General features: G+C 41.2%; 9 protein-coding genes. All 9 read left to right on the plus strand.

Going from position 1 to position 20,297, the window contains the following annotated elements:
- Window positions 1-35 precede the first annotated feature (35 nt).
- The 9 genes from EZ456_RS03885 to EZ456_RS03925 all read left to right on the plus strand — a co-directional run bounded on the left by EZ456_RS03885 (window position 36) and on the right by EZ456_RS03925 (window position 20,292).
- Window positions 36-2,876 carry a TIM-barrel domain-containing protein gene (locus EZ456_RS03885; protein WP_131527490.1) on the plus strand — a complete coding sequence of 947 codons (2,841 nt, stop codon included), beginning with the start codon at window positions 36-38 and terminating at the stop codon, window positions 2,874-2,876.
- A 41-nt stretch (window positions 2,877-2,917) separates the two neighbouring features.
- A complete protein-coding gene (locus tag EZ456_RS03890; RefSeq protein WP_131527492.1) occupies window positions 2,918-6,082 on the plus strand; it encodes a SusC/RagA family TonB-linked outer membrane protein in 3,165 nt (1,054 codons plus the stop codon).
- Between the two features lie 17 nt (window positions 6,083-6,099).
- Complete coding sequence (locus tag EZ456_RS03895) at window positions 6,100-7,683, plus strand: RagB/SusD family nutrient uptake outer membrane protein (protein WP_131527494.1); 1,584 nt, start codon at window positions 6,100-6,102, stop codon at window positions 7,681-7,683.
- Window positions 7,684-7,715: 32 nt separating this feature from the next.
- The gene (locus tag EZ456_RS03900) at window positions 7,716-8,930 is read left to right on the plus strand and encodes a glycan-binding surface protein (protein ID WP_131527496.1); all 1,215 of its coding nucleotides are present in this window, start codon (window positions 7,716-7,718) and stop codon (window positions 8,928-8,930) included.
- Window positions 8,931-8,998: 68 nt separating this feature from the next.
- The gene (locus EZ456_RS03905) at window positions 8,999-10,765 is read left to right on the plus strand and encodes an alpha-L-arabinofuranosidase (RefSeq protein ID WP_131527498.1); all 1,767 of its coding nucleotides are present in this window, start codon (window positions 8,999-9,001) and stop codon (window positions 10,763-10,765) included.
- Window positions 10,766-10,771: 6 nt separating this feature from the next.
- Complete coding sequence (locus tag EZ456_RS03910; RefSeq protein ID WP_131527500.1) at window positions 10,772-12,436, plus strand: alpha-L-arabinofuranosidase; 1,665 nt, start codon at window positions 10,772-10,774, stop codon at window positions 12,434-12,436.
- A 16-nt stretch (window positions 12,437-12,452) separates the two neighbouring features.
- Window positions 12,453-15,302, plus strand: coding sequence for a beta-galactosidase GalA (galA, locus tag EZ456_RS03915; RefSeq protein ID WP_131527502.1), 2,850 nt, complete (start codon window positions 12,453-12,455; stop codon window positions 15,300-15,302).
- A 52-nt stretch (window positions 15,303-15,354) separates the two neighbouring features.
- Entirely contained in the window at window positions 15,355-18,108 is a 2,754-nt protein-coding gene (locus tag EZ456_RS03920; protein ID WP_131527504.1) for a glycoside hydrolase family 2 protein, read from the plus strand.
- A gap of 18 nt (window positions 18,109-18,126) precedes the next feature.
- The gene (locus EZ456_RS03925) at window positions 18,127-20,292 is read left to right on the plus strand and encodes a glycoside hydrolase family 3 C-terminal domain-containing protein (protein WP_131527506.1); all 2,166 of its coding nucleotides are present in this window, start codon (window positions 18,127-18,129) and stop codon (window positions 20,290-20,292) included.
- Window positions 20,293-20,297: the final 5 nt, after the last annotated feature.

The raw sequence follows: 20,297 nt of genomic DNA on the forward strand, positions 1-20,297 counted from the left end.
GTAGCCGGTTAACAACCAAATGCCAAATAAGCTTTATGAGAAAACATTCCTTCCTAAATACAGTAGTATTTTTATTCACCTTTCCGGTATGCTGTTTTGCGCAGACTGTTCATTATCAAAAAACAGATAATGGAATCATTGTACATCCGAGCATTAATGATATGGCTATCGGTAAACAGGTAAAAATAGAAGTAATCACCGATCAGATTATCCATGCAGTAATTACACCAACCGATAAATTTTCACTCGAACCCAGTTTAATGGTTATTCCGGTAAAATCGAAACCTGAGTGGACGGTTACTGAAAATGCAGACGGAATTATACTTAAAACTAAATCATTATTGGTAAAGGTAGATATTCATTCAGGTCAGATTCGATACCAGGAATTAAACGGAAAAAATATACTCGAAGAAAAAGTACAAAGCGGAAGATCGTTCAAAGCCGTTTCTAACGATGGAGAAGCAGGCTATCAGATTACGCAGGTTTTTAATTCTCCAAATGATGAGGCACTATATGGCTTAGGACAACATCAGGACGATATGATGAATTATAAGGGCAAACAGGTTTTGCTTCTTCAAAACAATACCGATGTAGCGATTCCTTTTTTACTGAGCAGTAAAAAATATGGTATCCTTTGGGATAATTACTCCATCACCAAAGTGGGCGATGTGCGGGATTATCAACCAATATCAAGTCTGCGCCTGTTTTCTAAAGAAGGCGATCAGGGCTGGTTGACAGCTACCTATAGTGATCAGAAAAAAAATGCAGCAACAATTATAAGAGCCGAATCGGATATTGATTATTCTTTTTTAAGTGACATGAAAAAATTTCCAGACAGCTTTAAAATGGCTAATGGAAAGGTGAGCTGGGAAGGCAAAATCTCTTCGGGATATGGTGGCTTGCAACATTTCCATGTTAAATATGCCGGTTATATTAAAATCTGGATTGATGGAGAAATGCTTGTGGATAAGTGGAGACAGGCTTGGAACCCAGGCACGGCTGTTGTGGAAACAGAAATGCAAAAAGATAAAAAATACGACATTAAAATAGAATGGATTCCTGATGGTGCAGAATCTTACCTGGCGATAAAATGTTTAACACCGATCCCAGAAGGCGAAAAAGATCAATATGCTTTTTCTTCAGAGGTAGGCGACGAGATCAACTATTACTTTGTATCGGGGGGAAACGCCGATGAGGTGATTGGTGGTTACAGGACGCTTACAGGTAAAGCGGTGCTGATGCCAAAGTGGGCCATGGGTTTTTGGCAGAGCAGAGAAAGGTACAAAACCCAGGATGAGCTTTTGGGCGTGGTGAAAGAATTTAGAGACCGTAAAATCCCGATCGATAATATTGTGCTCGATTGGCAGTACTGGAGACCTGATAGCTGGGGAACGCATGAGTTTGATAAAAGCCGTTTCCCGGATGCCGATGCGATGATCAAAACCCTGCACGATACTTATAACACTCGTTTGATGATTTCGGTATGGCCCAAATTTTACACCGGCAATGCAAATTACGATCTGATGAACAAAAACGGATTTTTGTATAAACGCAATATTGCCGATGGAAGAAAAGATTGGCTGGGCTATCCATCTACTTTTTACGATGCCTTTAATCCCGAGGCCCGTGGTCTGTTCTGGGATCTGATGAACAAAACGCTTTACAAAAAAGGAATCGATGCCTGGTGGATGGATGCTACCGAACCGGATATACATTCCAACCTACCTATTGAAGAAAGAAAACAGCTGATGACGCCAACATTTTTAGGCTCTGCCGCTAAATATTTCAATGCTTTTCCACTTCAGAATTCGAAAGGTGTTTATGAAGGACAGCGGAAAGCAAATGCGAACGATAGGGTATTTATTTTGACCCGATCTGCTTACGGCGGTCTGCAACGTTATGCGGCAGCTACCTGGAGCGGTGACATTGCCTCACGCTGGGAAGATATGAAATCGCAGATTTCTGCAGGGATCAATTTTTCATTGTCTGGTCTTCCTTACTGGACCATGGACATCGGTGGTTTCTCGGTAGAACGCAGATATGAAAAACCGAATGCAGCAGATCTGGCTGAATGGAGAGAACTCAATGCCCGATGGTACCAGTTTGGTGCATTTGTTCCATTATTTAGGGGACATGGCCAATTTCCGTTGCGTGAGGTATACAATATTGCTCCAGCAGATCATCTTGCCTACAGAAGCATCTTATTTTACAACAAGCTGCGCTACCGCTTAATGCCTTATATCTATGCTTTAGCTGGAAATACCTACCAAAACGATTACACCATTATGCGTGGTCTGATCATGGATTATGGAACAGACGAACAGGTTAAAAATATTGCCGATCAGTATATGTTCGGTCCTTCACTGCTGATCAATCCTGTGTATAAATATGGGGCTACCACTAGAAAGGTGTATTTGCCAAAACTAAATGGCTGGTATGATTTATATACTGGCGCTTATGTTAAGGGGGGGCAAACTATCAACGCTAAAGCACCTTACGGCCAGATGCCGGTTTATGTAAAAGAAGGTGCAATTATCCCTTATGGACCTGAAATTCAATATACAGCCGAAAAACCTGCCGATCCAATTACACTTTATGTGTACGCAGGAAAAGATGCAGAATTTAATCTTTACGAAGATGAAGGTTTAAACTACAACTACGAAAAAGGTGCTTTTTCCACCATCAATTTTACTTACAGCGAGAGTGCCAAAACGTTAACCATCGCCGACCGTAAGGGGACATTTAAGGGAATGGTTGAAAACAGGACATTCAACATCATACTCATCACGCCTAAAAAGGCAAAAACATTAAATTTTAATCAAACACCGGATAAGACCATACGCTATACAGGCAAACAAACAATAACCAAATTTTAACTAACCAGATTTATGAGACAATTATTTACAAAACTAAAAAGATGAAGAGGACATTAAACAAAACAGGAATTGTGTTGCTGATGTTTCTTTTCACACTTATTCACATCAGTTCGGCTGTTTTTGGGCAGGCGGTTCAAAAAACAGTGCGTGGTAAAGTAACCAGCAGCGACAATATTAAAGATGCTATTCCAGGGGTAAGCATCTCTTTAAAAGGAAAAAAAACACAATTGGCCATTACCGATGGGACAGGTAATTTTGTGGTAAAAGTAGCCACAGGCGATGTACTGGTATTTAGTTACATCGGGGCAGAAGCGAAAGAAGTAACCGTAGGCAGTCAGGATGTGATTAACGTGAGCCTGGTTACCTCAATCAATAAACTTGACGAAGTTGTAGTGGTAGGTTACGGAACAGCATTACGTAAAGACCTCACCGGTTCGGTATCATCCATACGGGCAGATGATATCGCAAAATCGGCAGCAACAACCTTTGACCAGGCTTTGCAGGGGCGTGTAGCCGGAGTGGTAATCAATACCAATTCTGGTCAGCCTGGTGGTGGTATTTCGGTACAGATCAGGGGAGTTTCTACTTTAGGTGGAAACCAGGAACCTTTGTATGTAGTGGATGGGGTTTTTTACGGTGGTGATGTTAATGGAGCCATTTACACAGGTGGTAGCCCAGGCACCAATCCGCTGGCAACCATTTCACCCTCCGATATAGAAAGTATCGATATTTTAAAAGATGCTTCCGCAACGGCTATCTACGGTAGTCAGGCCAGTAATGGTGTGGTAATTGTAACCACAAAAAAGGGAAAATCAGGTCCTCCTAAAGTGAGTATAGATGCCTCTTACGGGATACAGCAGCTGCCAAAATATTTACCAGTGATGGAACTTCCGGAATATGCCGCCTTTAGAAATGTGAGGGATGTGCTGAACGGCGCAGTGCCTAATCCATTATTTGCAGATCCATCTGTGCTAGGACCTGGCACAAACTGGCAAAAAGCCATTTTCGGAACAGCACCCGTAGAAAATTATAACCTATCGGTAAATGGGGGAGATGGAAGAACAACTTACATCCTCAATGCAGGTTACCTTTCGCAGGATGGGATTGCGGTAAAATCTGATTTTAAAAGATACAATGTTAGGCTGAATGTAGAAACCAAAGCAACTACCTGGTTAAAACTTTCTGCCAATATCTCTGGAAACCGCATTAACGAAAACATCAACAACCAAGATGGTAATTTAGTGCAATTGGCCATCAGACAGTCACCTGATATTGCCGTTGTAAATCCTGATGGTTCTTATGGTGGGCCTTCAAGTCCGCTTTTTACCTTAACCAATCCATTTGCGTTAACCGAAATCAACACCAATACCAGGACGCGGAGTGAAGTTTATGGAAGTGCTTTTGCTGATATTACCTTTCTGAAAGATTTTGTATTGAGGAACGAGATTGCCGTAAACTATAATTTTGGACAGATCGAACAGTTTGAGCCAGCATATCAGTTTGGTCAGTTCCCTAAAACCAATAGTTTTGGCCGTAGGGGGACCACAGCTTATAATAACAATACCTTTCGTACCTACTTAACTTACAACCACACTTTTGCTTCAAAATATAAGCTTAACGGTACATTGGGTCACGAATCGCGTTTAAACACCAGCAGTTTTGTTGATGCTACTGCAACGGGCTATTTTCAGACCACAAATTCGGAACTGAACCTGGGCGATCCAGCAAAAGCGACTTCAACCAGTGGCAAGAGTCAACAGGCCATCGATTCTTATTATGGCAGGTTCAATTTTACCTATAATGATAAATATACCTTAACCTCTACGGTAAGGTATGATGGGTCATCAAAATTTTCGCCAGATAACAGGTGGAACTTTACCTATGCCGTAGCTTTAGCCTATCGTTTAAAGCAGGAAAATTTCCTAAAATCGGTTGATTTTATCAGTGATCTTAAGCTCCGTGTAGGTTATGGACTGGTAAACAACCAGAACATTGCCGATTATGTTTACGGAACCTCTTACCGCACTACGCAAACGGCTTTAGGCCTTGGTGTACTGTTGGATAATGTACCTAATCCAGATGCCAAATGGGAAACCACCAAATCATCAAACGTAGGTATTGATGCCAGTTTCTTTAAAGATAGATTGCAGTTTACTGTTGATGCCTATTATAAAAATACCGATAACCTCTTAAATAGCTTATCGTTACCGCTTTATTCGGGTACTACACCTCAGGATCAGTTTACGGTTGCAAAACTAAACGCACCCACTAAAAATATTGGCTCTATCGTAAACAAAGGGATCGAATTCAGTGTGAATGCTACAAATATTAAAACCAAAAATTTTAGCTGGACAACCAACATTACCTTATCTAGGAATTTAAATAAGGTAACCAGTTTAATTACCGAAAATACCAATCTGCCACAATATCTGGGCACCGACATCGTTCAGCAGGTTGCCGTAGGCAGGTCAATCGGTGAGTTTTATGGCTACATCGCCGATGGCGTATTTAAAGATGGCGCCGATTTAACTAACAGTGCAAACCAGGGTACCATTGGTGTAAACGGAGTTTGGGTTGGCGATATTAAGTTCAGGGATATAAATGGAGATAAAGTAATCGACAGTAAAGACTTGACTTATCTGGGCTCGCCATTGCCGAAATTTCAATATGGTTTCACCAATACTTTTAAATACAAAGCATTTGATCTGACGGTGTTTTTCAATGGAAACTATGGCAACAAAATCTTTAACCAGTTAAAACGTACAAACGAAGATCTTCAGAGTGGTTTTGGATTGTTGCAATCGGTTAACGATTATGCCCGTATCGGTTTAAAAGACCCTAGCGGAAGTGCTACAGACATTAATAATGTGTATATCACCAATCCAAATACTACTGTTCCACGGATTTCAACTTCAACATTGAATGGCAACAACAGGGTTTCTTCGAGGTATATCGAAAACGGATCTTACCTACGACTTAAAAATTTGGTGCTGGGTTACAGTGTGCCGTTTAAAATCGTTCAAAAGGTAAAACTTGGTTATTTGAGGGTATATGGCAATGTGACCAATCTGTTTACCATTACGGATTATACGGGTTACGATCCGGAAGTAGGCTCCAGGTTCCAGAATGCGCAATCGGCAGGGGTAGATAATGGAAGATATCCATCATCACGTACCTACACCTTTGGTATTTATGCAGGTTTTTAACATTAATATTTATAAAGATGAAAAATAAAATATATTTCACAATAGCCCTGCTAACTGGCTTAACATCATTTTTAGGGTGTAAAAAAAGCTTTTTAGACAGAACGCCACAGGATAAGGTAACGCTAGAAAGCTTTTTTAAATCAGAAAGCGATCTGCGCCTGGCTACTGGTGCCCTTTACGGAACACCCTGGTTTGATTTTAACGACAAATCGATCCTGGTTTTAGGCGATGCAATGGCCGGAAACCTGTCGCGCACCAACTTTGTTTCTTACTCTACCTTTGCAGTAAACAGTTCAGACGCAAGGATTAACGAAGCCTGGCGTTCATTATATAAAATTATAGCCTATTGCAACCTGAATATTATTTACATCACCCAAAATACTGATCCATCAGTTAGTGCAATAGCTAAAAATAATGCCATTGGCGAACTCCGTTTTTTAAGGGGAACATCCTATTTCTATCTGGTGCAGTATTTTGGCGAAGTACCCATCATTACCGACAACCGTACGCTTGCAGAACAGCCGCAGGTTAACAAACACCTGGTTAAGGATGTTTACCGCTTTATTATTGAAGACCTGAAATTTGCATCACAAAACCTGCGTACTGTTATTGATAAAGGAAGGGTAAACAAATGGTCGGCCGAAGGTATGCTGGCTAAAATTTACCTCACCCGCTCGGGCCTGAAAGATAATGGAACCGGTACAGGTACCGGACAGCGTGATGTGGCCTTGTTGGACAGCGCAAAGAAATATGCAGGCGATGTTTGTAATAACAGTGGTTTAAAACTGCTTCCCAGTTATGCCGATCTCTTTAAAATCGAAAACAACAATAACGAAGAAAGTTTATTTGCACTACAATTTATTGCCAGTCCGAATAGCTATGGCCTGGGCAACAGTACCCAGGGCTATTATGCAGCAGAAGGTAAATTAACCAATGCAGGCGACGGATATGGCGCTGCCAACACCCCAAGTATCGACATTTACAATAAATACGATGTAAAAGACCTACGCCGTAAAGCCACCTTCATGCAGAATGGTGATTTCTATCCGGAACTGCTAAAAAAGGATGGTGGTTATAGGGTTACCGATGAAAGGCCACACGTGAAAAAATACGTGGTGGGTACCAATGAAGATAACCCCGGACAGGTATATTCGCTTTCTACCAGTTCTGCAGCATATATGCTTAGGTTGGCTGATGTATACCTGATCTATGTAGAAGCCATATTGGGCAATTCGCCTACTACTAGCGATGCAGATGCTTTAAAATATTATAATCTGGTGCGTGCCAGGGCAGGTTTAGATCTCAAAACCTTACCTGTTTCTAAGGCTGATGTTTTGGTGGATAGACAGTTAGAACTGGCTATTGAAGGGCAATACTGGTTCGATCTGCTTCGAGAACATGATATTAACCCGGCGCAAACCATTTCTAAAATTGGTGCACAGAACCGTGGCCGCTTAACCTTCAATTCAGCTACGAATGTAAGGGTAAACGAAGATCAGTTTTCCACACCAACTGATGCATCTTTCAAGTTGCCTTATCCACTGGCCGATCTTACCACCAATCCATTGTTAAGTCAGCCTGCAGTACCTTATTATAAATAACAGCTATAAGTTTAATTTTAAATTAAATCAGAATGAAAAAGCTTATAAAAAGCAGATCTGGAATCATTTTTATCTTAATGATGATGGTACTTGCCATGCAGACTGCATGTAAAAAAAGTGACAACGAAAAACCACCTGTAATTACCAAAATAAGGGCAATTACAGCTGCTCCTAACGATTCGACCTTGACCAAAGTAGGCTCAGGACAGAATATTGTAATCCAGGGCGAAAATTTAAAAACAGTTTCGGCTGTATATTTTAGCGGCTTTGCGGCAACTTTTAACTCCGCACTGGTTGGAGATGATAATTTTGTGGTCACCGTTCCTTCTATTTTATTTTCCAATATCCCTAAGGGGCAGGAAAATACGATCCGCTTGGTGACCAAATATGGTGAAACAACCTTTACTTTTCCAGTTTCGCCACCACCACCGGTGGTCAACAGTGTAAGTAACGAGTATACCCCTCAGGGTCAAACCATCACTTTGTATGGTCAGTATCTTTATCTGATCAAGAGCATTACCTTTCCGGGTGGGGCAGATGGTACCGATGTGGTTTCTAAACCTGATGGAACGTCGTGTACCGTAACAATTCCCTCATCAGCCACTTCAGGCGATATTATCGTGAAAACACAGGGCGGAACCAGCAGCTACAGTTCTTACAACGATAAGGTAACAGGCATGTTATGCGATTTTGATAATGTAAATACCTATTCATTTGGTAGTTCTAGGATAAACGATCAGACACTATATCCTGGTGCACAAGGATACTATGGCAGAATGTTCACAGGACCGATTTCTGGTTTTAGTTATAATCAATCAGATAATAGGTCAATTAATCTAACTGCCGTACAATGGATACCCCAGGCAAACCTACAAGATCCTTTATCAAGCTATGCGCTTAAGTTCGAGATTTTTGTAAAAGAACCTTGGGGCGGCGGTACGATAATGATCAGAAGAGATGAAAATTCTTGGGTATATCTCGCACGCTACGAACCTTGGAAGGCTGAAGCAACTAGGGTATTCAAATCCGATAAGTGGTATACGGTAACGATATCTTTGACCCAATTTAAAAAGAAAACCAATAATGGTGAAGGTACGGGCGATTCTGCATTATCTTTAACTGATCTGGTGAACGCTACAGGAAAACGACCGATGACATTCATGTACATCAACGATACAGCGACACCGGTAACCACCAAGTTTGATGTGGGGATCGATAATATCCGTATTGTAAAATTGAAAAAATAGTTTTCCCGTTGGTACTGGATAAATATATCCGGTACCAATTTTTTACCCCATCTTCTTGACCTAATAAAATGAAAACTTCTTTAAACCATACGTATAAAGTTATCGGTGTTTGCTTGCTGTTGGGCAGTTTAGCCATTGCTTCCTGTAAAAAGAGTCGCAATGAACCGATTCAGGAAACACCTGTAATAACGCCACCCAATACAGGCACCATTATTCCGCCAAAAGAGGTAACTACCGCAACAACCGTTGGTTTTTTTCTGGACAATTGGGAAGGTAAAACCTTTGTTGCGCCATCCTTTGTTGATGCCGCCAAACCAACCGGAGCTGCTGCTATAACCATTAGTGCTGATTACAGCGAAACAGTGGGTAAAGTTTCCAAATATCTTTTCGGCAACAATAGCAACCCCTACATCGGCCAATTGGGTAACGAGGCTACTTTGATCAACCATGTAAAAAACCTTTCGCCAAATATTATCCGTTTCCCTGGTGGCAATATATCCAGCGTTTTTTTCTTTAATGCCAATACCGGGCAAAAACCTGATGATGCACCCGCTACCTTGTACAATACTTCTGGTGCTCCGGTTAATGCAGGTTACTGGTATGGTAAAAACACCGCCAGCTGGACGTTTTCTGTAGACAGTTATTATAGCTTTTTACAGCAGACGAATAGCACAGGTATAATCACTGTTAATTACAGCTATGCCCGCTACGGAACCAGTGCACATCCTGATCAGGTGGCTGCTCATTTGGCTGCCGATTGGGTGCGTTTTGATAAAGGAAAAACCAAGTACTGGGAAATTGGGAATGAAGATGCCGGACCATGGCAGGCCGGATATAAAATTAACACCGCTACCAATAAAGATGGACAGCCAGAGATTATCAATGGTGCTTTATATGGAAAACATTTTAAAGTTTTTGCAGATTCTATGCGCAAGGCAGCGGCAGAAATTGGTGCTACCATTAAAATTGGTGGTCAGTTGATCCAGTACGATGCCTCCGTAGGCAATAGCAATGTGGTAGATAAGGCCTGGAATAGCGGATTTCTATCTGCTGCAGGCAATACCGCCGATTTTTATATCGTGCATACTTATTACACCCCTTATGCCCAAAATTCTTCAGCCACGGTGATTTTAAATACAGCGGTAACAGAATCAAAAATGATCATGGATTACATGAAAAAAAACACCCAGGAAAACGGTGTTGCTTTAAAACCGATCGCCATGACCGAGTGGAATATTTTCGCCGAAGGATCTAAACAGCAGGTATCGCACATTGCTGGCATGCACGCATCGATGGTATTGGGCGAACTGATCAAAAATAATTATGGTATGGCCAGTCGGTGGGATTTAGCTAATGGTTATGCCGGAGGTAATGATCATGGCATGTTCAGTTTGGGCGATGAAGGAAACGGAACCACCAAATGGACCCCGAGACCTGCGTTTTACCATATGTACTATTTTCAGAAAATTTTTGGTGATAGAATGGTCAGTTCTAATGTTTCCGGATCAACCGATGTGGTGAGTTATGCCTCAGGTTATGCTTCTGGTGCAGCCGGGATAGTGGTGGTGAACAAAGGAACAGTAAGCCAGGTGGCTGCTATCAATATCGCAAATTTCGCACCTGGTGCACGGTATTATTACTACACCCTAACTGGAGGAGATGACAACGGTGAATTTTCCCAAAAGGTATTTATAAACGATAATGGCCCAACAGGCGTTTCCGGAGGACCTGCCAATTATCAAACCTTAACGGCAAAATCGGCATTGGTTGATGGAGGAATAAAAGTTTCTTTACCGGCACGATCTGTTGTTTTTATAGCAGTGGGTAAAAAATAATAATTCATGTTACAAAAAGTACTCTTTTTCCTGCTATTGTTCTCTTCGTTCTTTACACTGCCCGATCATGTGTTTGCACAAAACCCTCAATCGTTTTTTTTACAGGAAACTCAACGTAAAAAGGCAGATAAACCGGCCTATATTAAACATTCAATCCCCTTAAAACCTGCTTCAGTTGATATAAATATTAACTATAAAGCTGAAGCAGGAAGGGTTTCCAATTACCTGTACGGAAATAATTCAAATCCATACATGAGCAAGATTGTCGATCAGTCTGTGCTGATGGACCATATTAAAGCACTATCCCCCAACATCATCCGCTTTCCGGGAGGCAACCTCAGCAATGTTTATTTTTGGAACGCATCGAAAGAAAACAGGCCAAAAGATGTACCAGAGATTATTTTATATGGAGATCAGCGGAAGCAAAAGCCTGAGCGCTTGTGGTATGGGATAACAGATAATCCATCGTCGTTATCCCTTTCTAACTATTATCAATTAATAAAGGAAACCAATAGTACGGGTATCATCTGCGTTAATTATAGTTACGCAAGGTATGGTATTGGCAATCGCCCGGTGCAAAACGCAGCGCACCTGGCAGCCGATTGGGTGCGTTTTGATAAGGGGAAAACCAGATTCTGGGAAATTGGCAATGAAAATTACGGTACATGGCAGGCAGGCTATAAAATAGATACTGCAAAAAATAAAGATCATCAACCAGAACTGATTTCGGGCAAATTGTATGGCGAACATTTAAAGATATTTGTTGATTCGATGAAGGCTGCTGCAAAAGAAATTAATAGCGAAATTTTTATCGGTGCGGTAGTTATCGAAACAGCCAAAGAAAAATCGTGGGAAGGTGGCATTACTAAAAACTGGAATGATGGCTTACTTAAAGCCGCTGGTTATGCTATAGATTATTATGTGCTGCACAGCTATTATACGCCTTATGAACAAAATTCTTCGCCAGAAGTTATTCTGAATACAGCAAAAACAGAAACCCATAAAATGGCTGCATATATGAAAGAACTGGCCAAAATTTATCAGCTTCCAGAAAGACCTTTAGCGCTTACCGAATGGAATATTTTCGCAACAGGTTCCAAACAGTCTTGTTCTTTTATTAATGGTATACATGCCGCTATTGTTTTGGGCGAACTGGCTAATTTAAAGTTTGGTATGGCCAGCCGCTGGGACCTGGCAAATGGATATTCCCGTGGTAATGATCATGGTATGTTCAACAAAGGCGACGAACCTGGTGTTCCACTCTGGAATCCCAGACCGGTATTTTACTACATGTATTACTTTCAGCGGTTTTTTGGCGATCAACTCCTCACAACCAAGGTAAGTGATAACAAAGATATACTGGCTTATGCCGCCAAGTTTAAAAATGGAGAATTGGGAGCTGTCATTGTAAATAAAGGCAGTGTACCACAGGTTATCGATCTAGATGTCACCGGATTTAAGACCTCTAAAAAATATTACCTCTACAGTTTAACGGGTGGAGATGATAATGGTGCTTTCTCTCAAAAAGTTTTGGTTAATGGCCAAACCACAAAATTTGCAGCCGGTGGACCTGAAGACCCTAAAAAGATAAAAGCATTATCTGCAACCGTTACCGGAAAGATAAAATTCGAATCTCAACCCTTTTCAGTTCAATACTTATTAATAGAATAAACACAAACACACACAAATGAAATTATATAAAATATGCGCCTTACTGCTACTGCTAAAACTGGTTCAGCCAGTCCTATCATTCGCTCAAAAGCATAACGCGTTAAAACGCGAACATCTATTAATTGATACCGGATGGCGCTTTGCACTAGGTCATCCGTATGATGTTAAAAAGGATTTTTACAACGGAACGGGTTATTTTTCTTACCTGGCCAAAACAGGTTATGGAGATGGTGCAGCAGATCCCAGCTTTGACGACCGTACCTGGAGAAAACTCAATCTACCCCACGATTGGGCTGTAGAACAGGGATTTGATCCAAAAGCAAGTTTAAGCCATGGTTTTAAAGCGATCGGTCGTAATTTTCCAGATGCCAGCGTGGGTTGGTACCGTAAATCTTTTTTTATCCCTGCTAAAGATCTGGGCAGGAAGATCAGCATTGCTTTTGATGGGGTATTTAGAAATTCAATCGTTTGGGTAAACGGCCACTACCTGGGTACCGAACCTAGCGGTTACCATGGTTTCGAATACGATATTACCGATTACTTAAATTACGGTGGCGAAAATGTAATCGCCGTACGGGCAGATGTAACCATCGAAGAAGGATGGTTTTATGAAGGGGCGGGCATTTATCGCCATGTGTGGCTAAATAAAACTGATCCTTTACATGTTGTACCCAACGGTACTTTTGTGCGCAGTACCGTAAACAATAATCAAGCAACTGTTACCGCCAGCGTTACCTTAAAAAATGATGCCCTCGAGAACCAAAAGTTTAATATTAAACAAAGCATAATCGATGCCGAAGGCAAGGTAGTAGCCTCTGGCGAACTTCAAAACCTTGAACTAAATGTATTGACCGAAAAAGAATTTACTTTAACCATTCCGGTTCTTAAGCCACGATTATGGGATCTGGAAAATCCATATCTGTATCAATTGTTAACCACTATTAGCAAAAATGGGGATGTAATAGATGAATACAAAACCACTTTTGGGGTCAGAACGATCAGGTTCGATGCCGATAAAGGGTTCTTTTTAAATGGAAAACGGATAGAGGTTAAAGGCACAAATAACCATCAGGACCACGCCGGAGTAGGTGTTGCCTTGCCAGATGCACTGCAGTATTTCAGGATCAGCAAATTAAAAGAAATGGGCAGCAATGCCTACCGTTGCTCACACAATCCACCAACGCCAGAGTTATTGGATGCCTGCGATAAACTGGGCATGCTGGTAATTGACGAAAACCGGTTGATGGGCATTACCGATCAGAACCTGGCTTACCTTAAAAAACTGATTATCCGCGACCGTAACCACCCCAGTATCATCAGTTGGTCTATCGGTAACGAAGAATGGAATATAGAAGGCAACATTACCGGTGCACGGATTGCCAAAACCATGCAGGCCTTTGCCAAAACCATTGATACTACGCGGGCAATTACCGCTGCGGTGAGTGGGGGCATAGGAAATGGAATTTCGACCACTATTGATCTTTTAGGTTACAACTACGTGGCAACGAAAAACACAGATGAACAGCATAAAAAGTACCCTGCACAGTTTAGCTGGGGTACTGAAGAAGGCTCTACCGTGGCAAGCAGGGGTTTGTATGTTACCGATATGGATCAACATGAAATTGCGGCTTATGATACCAGACAAAACGAGAACTTTCTGAGCCTGGAAGATGGTTGGAAACATTATGCCTCACGCCCTTACCTGGCTGGCATGTTTATCTGGACAGGCTTCGATTACCGCGGAGAGCCAACACCATTTGGATGGCCATCAGTACTTTCTTATTTCGGCATGGTTGATTTATGTGGCTTTCCAAAAGATAATGCCTTGTATTTAAAATCATGGTGGGGTAATCAGCCTACTTTACACCTCTTACCACACTGGAACTGGAAAGGAAAAGAAGGTAAACCAATTGATGTTAAGGCATACAGCAACTGTGATGAAGTAGAACTCTTTCTCAATAAAAAAAGTCTGGGCAAAAAGCGCATGGAACCTAACGGCCATCTAAGCTGGACGGTAAACTATGCACCTGGCACTTTAGAGGCTGTTGGATTTAAGAATGGGAAGAAAATATTAACAGATGTGGTAAAAACCACTTCAGATCCGGTTCAGGTGGCCATTACACAAGAAACCATTCCAGTAGGAAAACCAAATATTGCCATCCTCACGGTTGATGTTCGTGATGCTTCAGGAAAAATGGTGCCTACAGCAGTAAACGATTTAAATTTCGAAATCAGTGGTCCTGGAAAAATTATAGGTGTGGGTAATGGCAATCCCACTTCTTTAGAGCCCGATCAGTTTATAGAGCAGGTTAGTGTCATCCGCGTAAACAACCTTAAAGAAAAAGCAATTTCAGCTATTGATGATCTAACAGAACTAACTACAGCAACAACAGATTGGGATTACGCTTTCAAGCAGGAAAGAACTCAGGAATTTGGTAAAAAAGTAAAAGCATTGATCTATCGTGGAGATTTCGATTTAGCGGATTGGAGCGAACAGACCAAAATCACATTTTTTTATAAAAGCCTGGGCAAAGAACAGTCCATTTACATCAACGGCAAAAAAATCGGTGGTCAACTGCCGGCCGATAAAAAAGGAAATGTTTTTGTGCTCAACCGATCTGTGTTAAAAACCGGAAAAAACAGTATTGCCATATTGGCTACACCGATTTTGAAAGTACAGAGCTGGGATAATATCAATACCGATCCTGGTGCAATTCAAGTATTAAAACCAGCAGCAGGCTGGAAAAGAAAACTATTTAGTGGTTTGGCTCAGGTGATTGTACAATCAACAGGAGGTAAAGGAGAAGTGAGCTTAACAGCTTCATCTAATGGTTTAAAGCCAGCCACAATAAAGGTTAAATTATAAATTGATAAGCCGCAAAATTTCATTCTGCCACAGGAATAGATCAAAGAAAAACATGATAAAAAAACTCTTTTTGATAGTTGCTATTACTTTTCTTACACAAAGTATCCATGCACAGGAAACACAGTACCAATATTTATCGGGAAAAGATAAGGACCATACCGTCGCCTGGGATTTCTTCATAAATACAGGGATGAAAAGTGGGCATTGGGATAAAATACAGGTGCCATCCAACTGGGAACAACAAGGTTTCGGTACCTATAACTATTATAAAGATACCCAAAACCCTGAAGAAACCGGCCAATATAAATACAAATTTAAGGTTGCTAAAAGCAATGCCGGTAAAGAGATTTTTATCGTTTTTGAAGCCGCAATGACAGAGGCAGAAGTAAAAATTAACGGAAAATCAGCCGGGCCAATCCATCAGGGCGGGTTTTATACTTTTCAATACAACATAACAACATTATTAAATTTTGAAGGCGAAAACCTGCTCGAAGTAAAGGTAAGTAAGCAGTCAGCCGATAAATCGGTAAATAATGCAGAGCGGAAAGCAGATTTCTGGCTTTTTGGAGGGATTTTTAGACCGGTGTACCTTAAAATTTTACCAAAAGCACATGTAGACAGAATTGCAATCGATGCAAAAGCAAATGGAACGTTTAACCTCGATGCTTACACCGCAAATGCACCTGTAGGTTCAGTTTTAAAAGCCCAGGTGCAAAAACTAAGCGGCGAAAAGATTGGACTGGACATATCTTCGAGGATTACAGATTTAGATAAAGCAACAACAATAAAAGGTCAGTTTAAAGATATAAACCTTTGGAATCCGGAATCTCCAAATTTATACCAGGTGATTGTTTCTTTAAGCGATGCCAATGGTAAACTAATCCACCGCATAAAACAAAAATTTGGTTTCCGGACGGCAGAACTTCGTCCACAGGATGGTTTTTATGTCAACAATAAAAAAGTAATATTTAAAGGGGTTAACAGGCACAGCGAATGGCCTGAATCGGGCAGGACTTTAAGCAAAGCGCTTAACATTGAAGATGTAAAACTGATTAAGGAGATGAATATGAACGCCGTTCGTATGTCCCATTATCCACCAGATCCCAGCTTTTTAGATGCCTGCGATTCTTTAGGGTTATTCGTGATAAATGAATTAACGGGCTGGCAGGCGAAATACGATACCGAAGTAGGCACAAAACTCGTAAAAGAACTTGTGGTTCGTGATGTTAACCACCCCTCAATTGTAATGTGGGCAAATGGAAACGAAGGCGGCTTTAACTTTGATTTAGATCACCTATATGCAAAATACGATAACCAGAGCCGTTTGGTTATCCACCCGTGGGAGCGGTTTAATGGTACCGATACCAAGCATTATCCAGATTACAATTATGTGGTAAACACAACTTTATATGGTACGGATGTGTTTTTCCCAACCGAATTTATGCATGGGCTGCATGATGGCGGGCATGGTGCCGGTTTAGATGATTTTTGGTCGATGATGATGAAACACCCTTATGCGGCAGGTGGTTTTTTATGGTCTTTTGCCGATGAAGGTGTAACCCGTTTAGATCGGAATGGCGAAATGGATATCCAGGGCAATGCAGCACCCGATGGCATTTTAGGTCCGCACCGCGAAAAGGAAGGCAGTTTTTACACCATAAAAGAAATCTGGTCGCCCGTTCAAATTACGCTAAAAGATTTACCTGTTAATTTTGATGGCAAAATAGCGGTAGAAAACCAGTATGCTTTCACAAACCTAAACCAATGCAGTTTTGAATGGCGTTTGGCAAAATTACCTGCTGCGGGAACAAACAACATGGCTAAAGTTAGCGCATCAGGCCAACTAAAAGGCATCGGTTTACTGCCCGGTGAAAAAAGCTTTTTGACTATCCCGCTTCCTGCAAACTGGACAAGTAACGATGTTTTATACCTAACCGCGTTTGACCCTTATAAAAAAGAACTTTTTACCTGGAGTTGGCCGGTTAAAATGCCGGTTGCCCCTGTAGCTACCGGTACCGCTGCAAAATCAAAAATAGAGTTTATGGAAACCAATAAAGCATTAACCTTAAAAGTTGATGGTATCATTTACCTTTTCGATAAAAAAACAGGTTACATCCAAAGCGTTACGAATAGCAAATCTGAGATTTCGCTTTCAGGTGGGCCGGCTTTGGCAGGCGTTAAATGCGAGTTGAAGGATTTTAAGCATTACACATCCGGCGAAGATTACATCCTGGAACCAGTATATAACAGCGAAGCTAAATTCAAGGTGAAATGGATTTTCTCATCGGGCAAGCAGGTAAAGCTCGATTATGAATATGCTACCCAGGGTGAGGTAGATTTTATGGGCATTACCTTCAATTACCCTGAAGCAAATATTACCGGTATGGCATGGGAAGGAAATGGTCCTTACCGGGTTTGGAAAAACAGGTTGAAGGGTACAAGTTTTGGGGTATGGGATACTGGTTTTAATAATACCATAACCGGCGAAAGCTGGAAATACCCCGAGTTTAAAGGCTATTACGCTAATATTTACTGGGTAACGATAAAAAATAAACAAGCTCCTTTTACGGTTTACACCTCGAAAAAGAATACGTTTTTTCAAATGTTAAAACCGCAGAAAGCCGCCGGGGCGACTAATAATAATACCACACCGGCATTTCCTGATGGCGATTTAGGGTTCTTAGATGCCATAAGTCCTATCGGAACTAAATTTCAATCTGCAGATAAACTTGGTCCGCAAAGTCAGAAAAATATGCAACTGAATTATAGCTGGAACAAGGGCAGCCTTTGGTTCGATTTTAAATAAACAGTACAAAATAAATACATGAATAAGAAAATAACAGGCTTCGTTGGGAGTGCTTTAATGTTCTCGGTACTAACCGTGACTGCACAAAATTTGTTTAATCCGGCAACTGAAGCAAAAATAAACGCATTAATTAAAAAAATGACGCTCGAAGAAAAAGTAGGTATGCTGCATGCAAATTCTTCTTTTACCTCGGCAGGCGTAAAACGTTTAGGGATTCCCGAAATGGTTACTTCCGATGGGCCTCATGGTGTTCGTCTGGAGCATGGCAGAGGCTGGACACCCTTAAAAAATGTGAATGATGCCGGAACGTATTTACCAACCGGAAATACCCTTGCTGCAACATGGAATCCCAAATTAGGATACGATTTTGGTGCGGTTTTAGGCAGTGAAGCTAAATTTAGAGGAAAAGATGTAATCCTCGGACCTGGTATTAACATTATCCGTTCGCCTTTAAACGGCCGGAATTTCGAGTACCAGAGCGAAGACCCTTACCTGGTTGCGCAAATGGCGGTGGGTTATATCAAAGGGGTACAGGATCAGGGTGTTTCAGCATCGTTAAAACACTTTGCAGCCAATAACGAAGAAGTTGATAGGGGAACAGTAAACGTAGAAATGAGTGAACGGGCCCTGCGTGAAATTTACTTGCCTGGTTTTGAGGCAGCGGTTAAAAAAGGACAGGTAAATACCGTAATGGGTGCTTATAATAAATTTAGGGGGCAATACGCAACTGAAAACAAATACCTGATCAACGATATCCTTAAAGGTGAATGGGGATTTAAAGGTTTGGTGATGAGCGATTGGGGAGCGGTACACAATACCATGGAAGCACTCGAAAACGGAACCGATTTAGAGATGGGTTCCGACCTGGGCACACCTCCTTTAAAATACAGTCAGTTTTTTCTTGGTGATACGGTAATTACGCTGGTAAAAAACGGTAAAGTTCCTGTGGCTTTAATCGATGATAAAGTGCGACGCATTTTGAGGGTGATGTTTAAAACCAATATGATTGGTGCAAAACGTACCGCAGGTGCATATAATACCAAAGCGCATCAACAAACGGCTTTAAAGGTCGCCGAAGAAGGAATTGTATTGCTGAAAAATGAGGATAATGTACTTCCATTAGCCAAAGGAAAAATTAAGAGTATAGCCATTATTGGTCAAAATGCCGATCGGGAAAATGCCATGGGCGGCGGAAGCTCGCAAGTTAAGGCCAAATATGAAATCACCCCTTTACAAGGCATTAAAAATTTATTGGGTAGTAGCGTAAATGTACAATATGCGCAGGGATATAAAATTGCACGCAAGCAACAGGCCGATTCGGCTTTGATTAATGAAGCAGTTAAAATTGCCGCTAATGCAGACGCAGCCATAATTTTTTGCGGATGGACGCATGGCTACGATTACACCAAATGGGATGATAATGCTTATGATGCCGAAGGTGTAGATAAGCCAGATATGGACATGCCTTTCGGCCAAAACGAATTGATAAAAGTAGTTTTAAAGGCGAATCCCAAAACAATCATTGTGCTAATGGGCGGTGGCCCGATAGATATGCGCGAATGGGTAGGTAAGAGTAAAGCCATTATTGAAGGTTGGTACCCAGGCATGGAAGGTGGTACAGCCCTGGCCAAAGTTATTTTTGGTGAAGTAAATCCTTCAGGCAAACTCCCGATGACTTTTCCTAAAAAACTGCAGGATTCTCCAGCACATAAACTTGGCGAGTTTCCAGGTGTAAATGGCGTTGTACATTACAAAGAAGATATTTTTGTAGGTTACCGTTATTTCGATACCTATAAAGTTGAACCACAGTTTGCGTTTGGTCATGGCTTATCTTACACCACTTTTAACTATGAAAATGCAGCTATCCAAAGAACAGGTGAGAAGCAGGTTACGGCCTCCGTTACCCTTAAAAACACAGGTAAAAGAGATGGTGCCGAAGTGGTACAGTTTTATGTAGAACCCATCAATCCAAGTGTGCCCAGGCCACGTAAAGAATTGAAAGGATTTGAAAAAGTTTTCTTAAAGGCAGGTGAAACCAAAACGATAAAGGTTATACTGAATAAAGATGCCTTTTCTTATTACGACGACAAAAAGAAAACCTGGGTTGCCGATAATGGCGAATATCTGATTGCAATTGGTAACTCATCAAAAGATATCCAGGTAAGCAGAACACTTTTATTATAATTTTT

The sequence above is a fragment of the Pedobacter psychrodurus genome, assembly GCF_004331735.1.
GTDB classification, from domain to species: Bacteria; Bacteroidota; Bacteroidia; order Sphingobacteriales; family Sphingobacteriaceae; genus Pedobacter; species Pedobacter psychrodurus.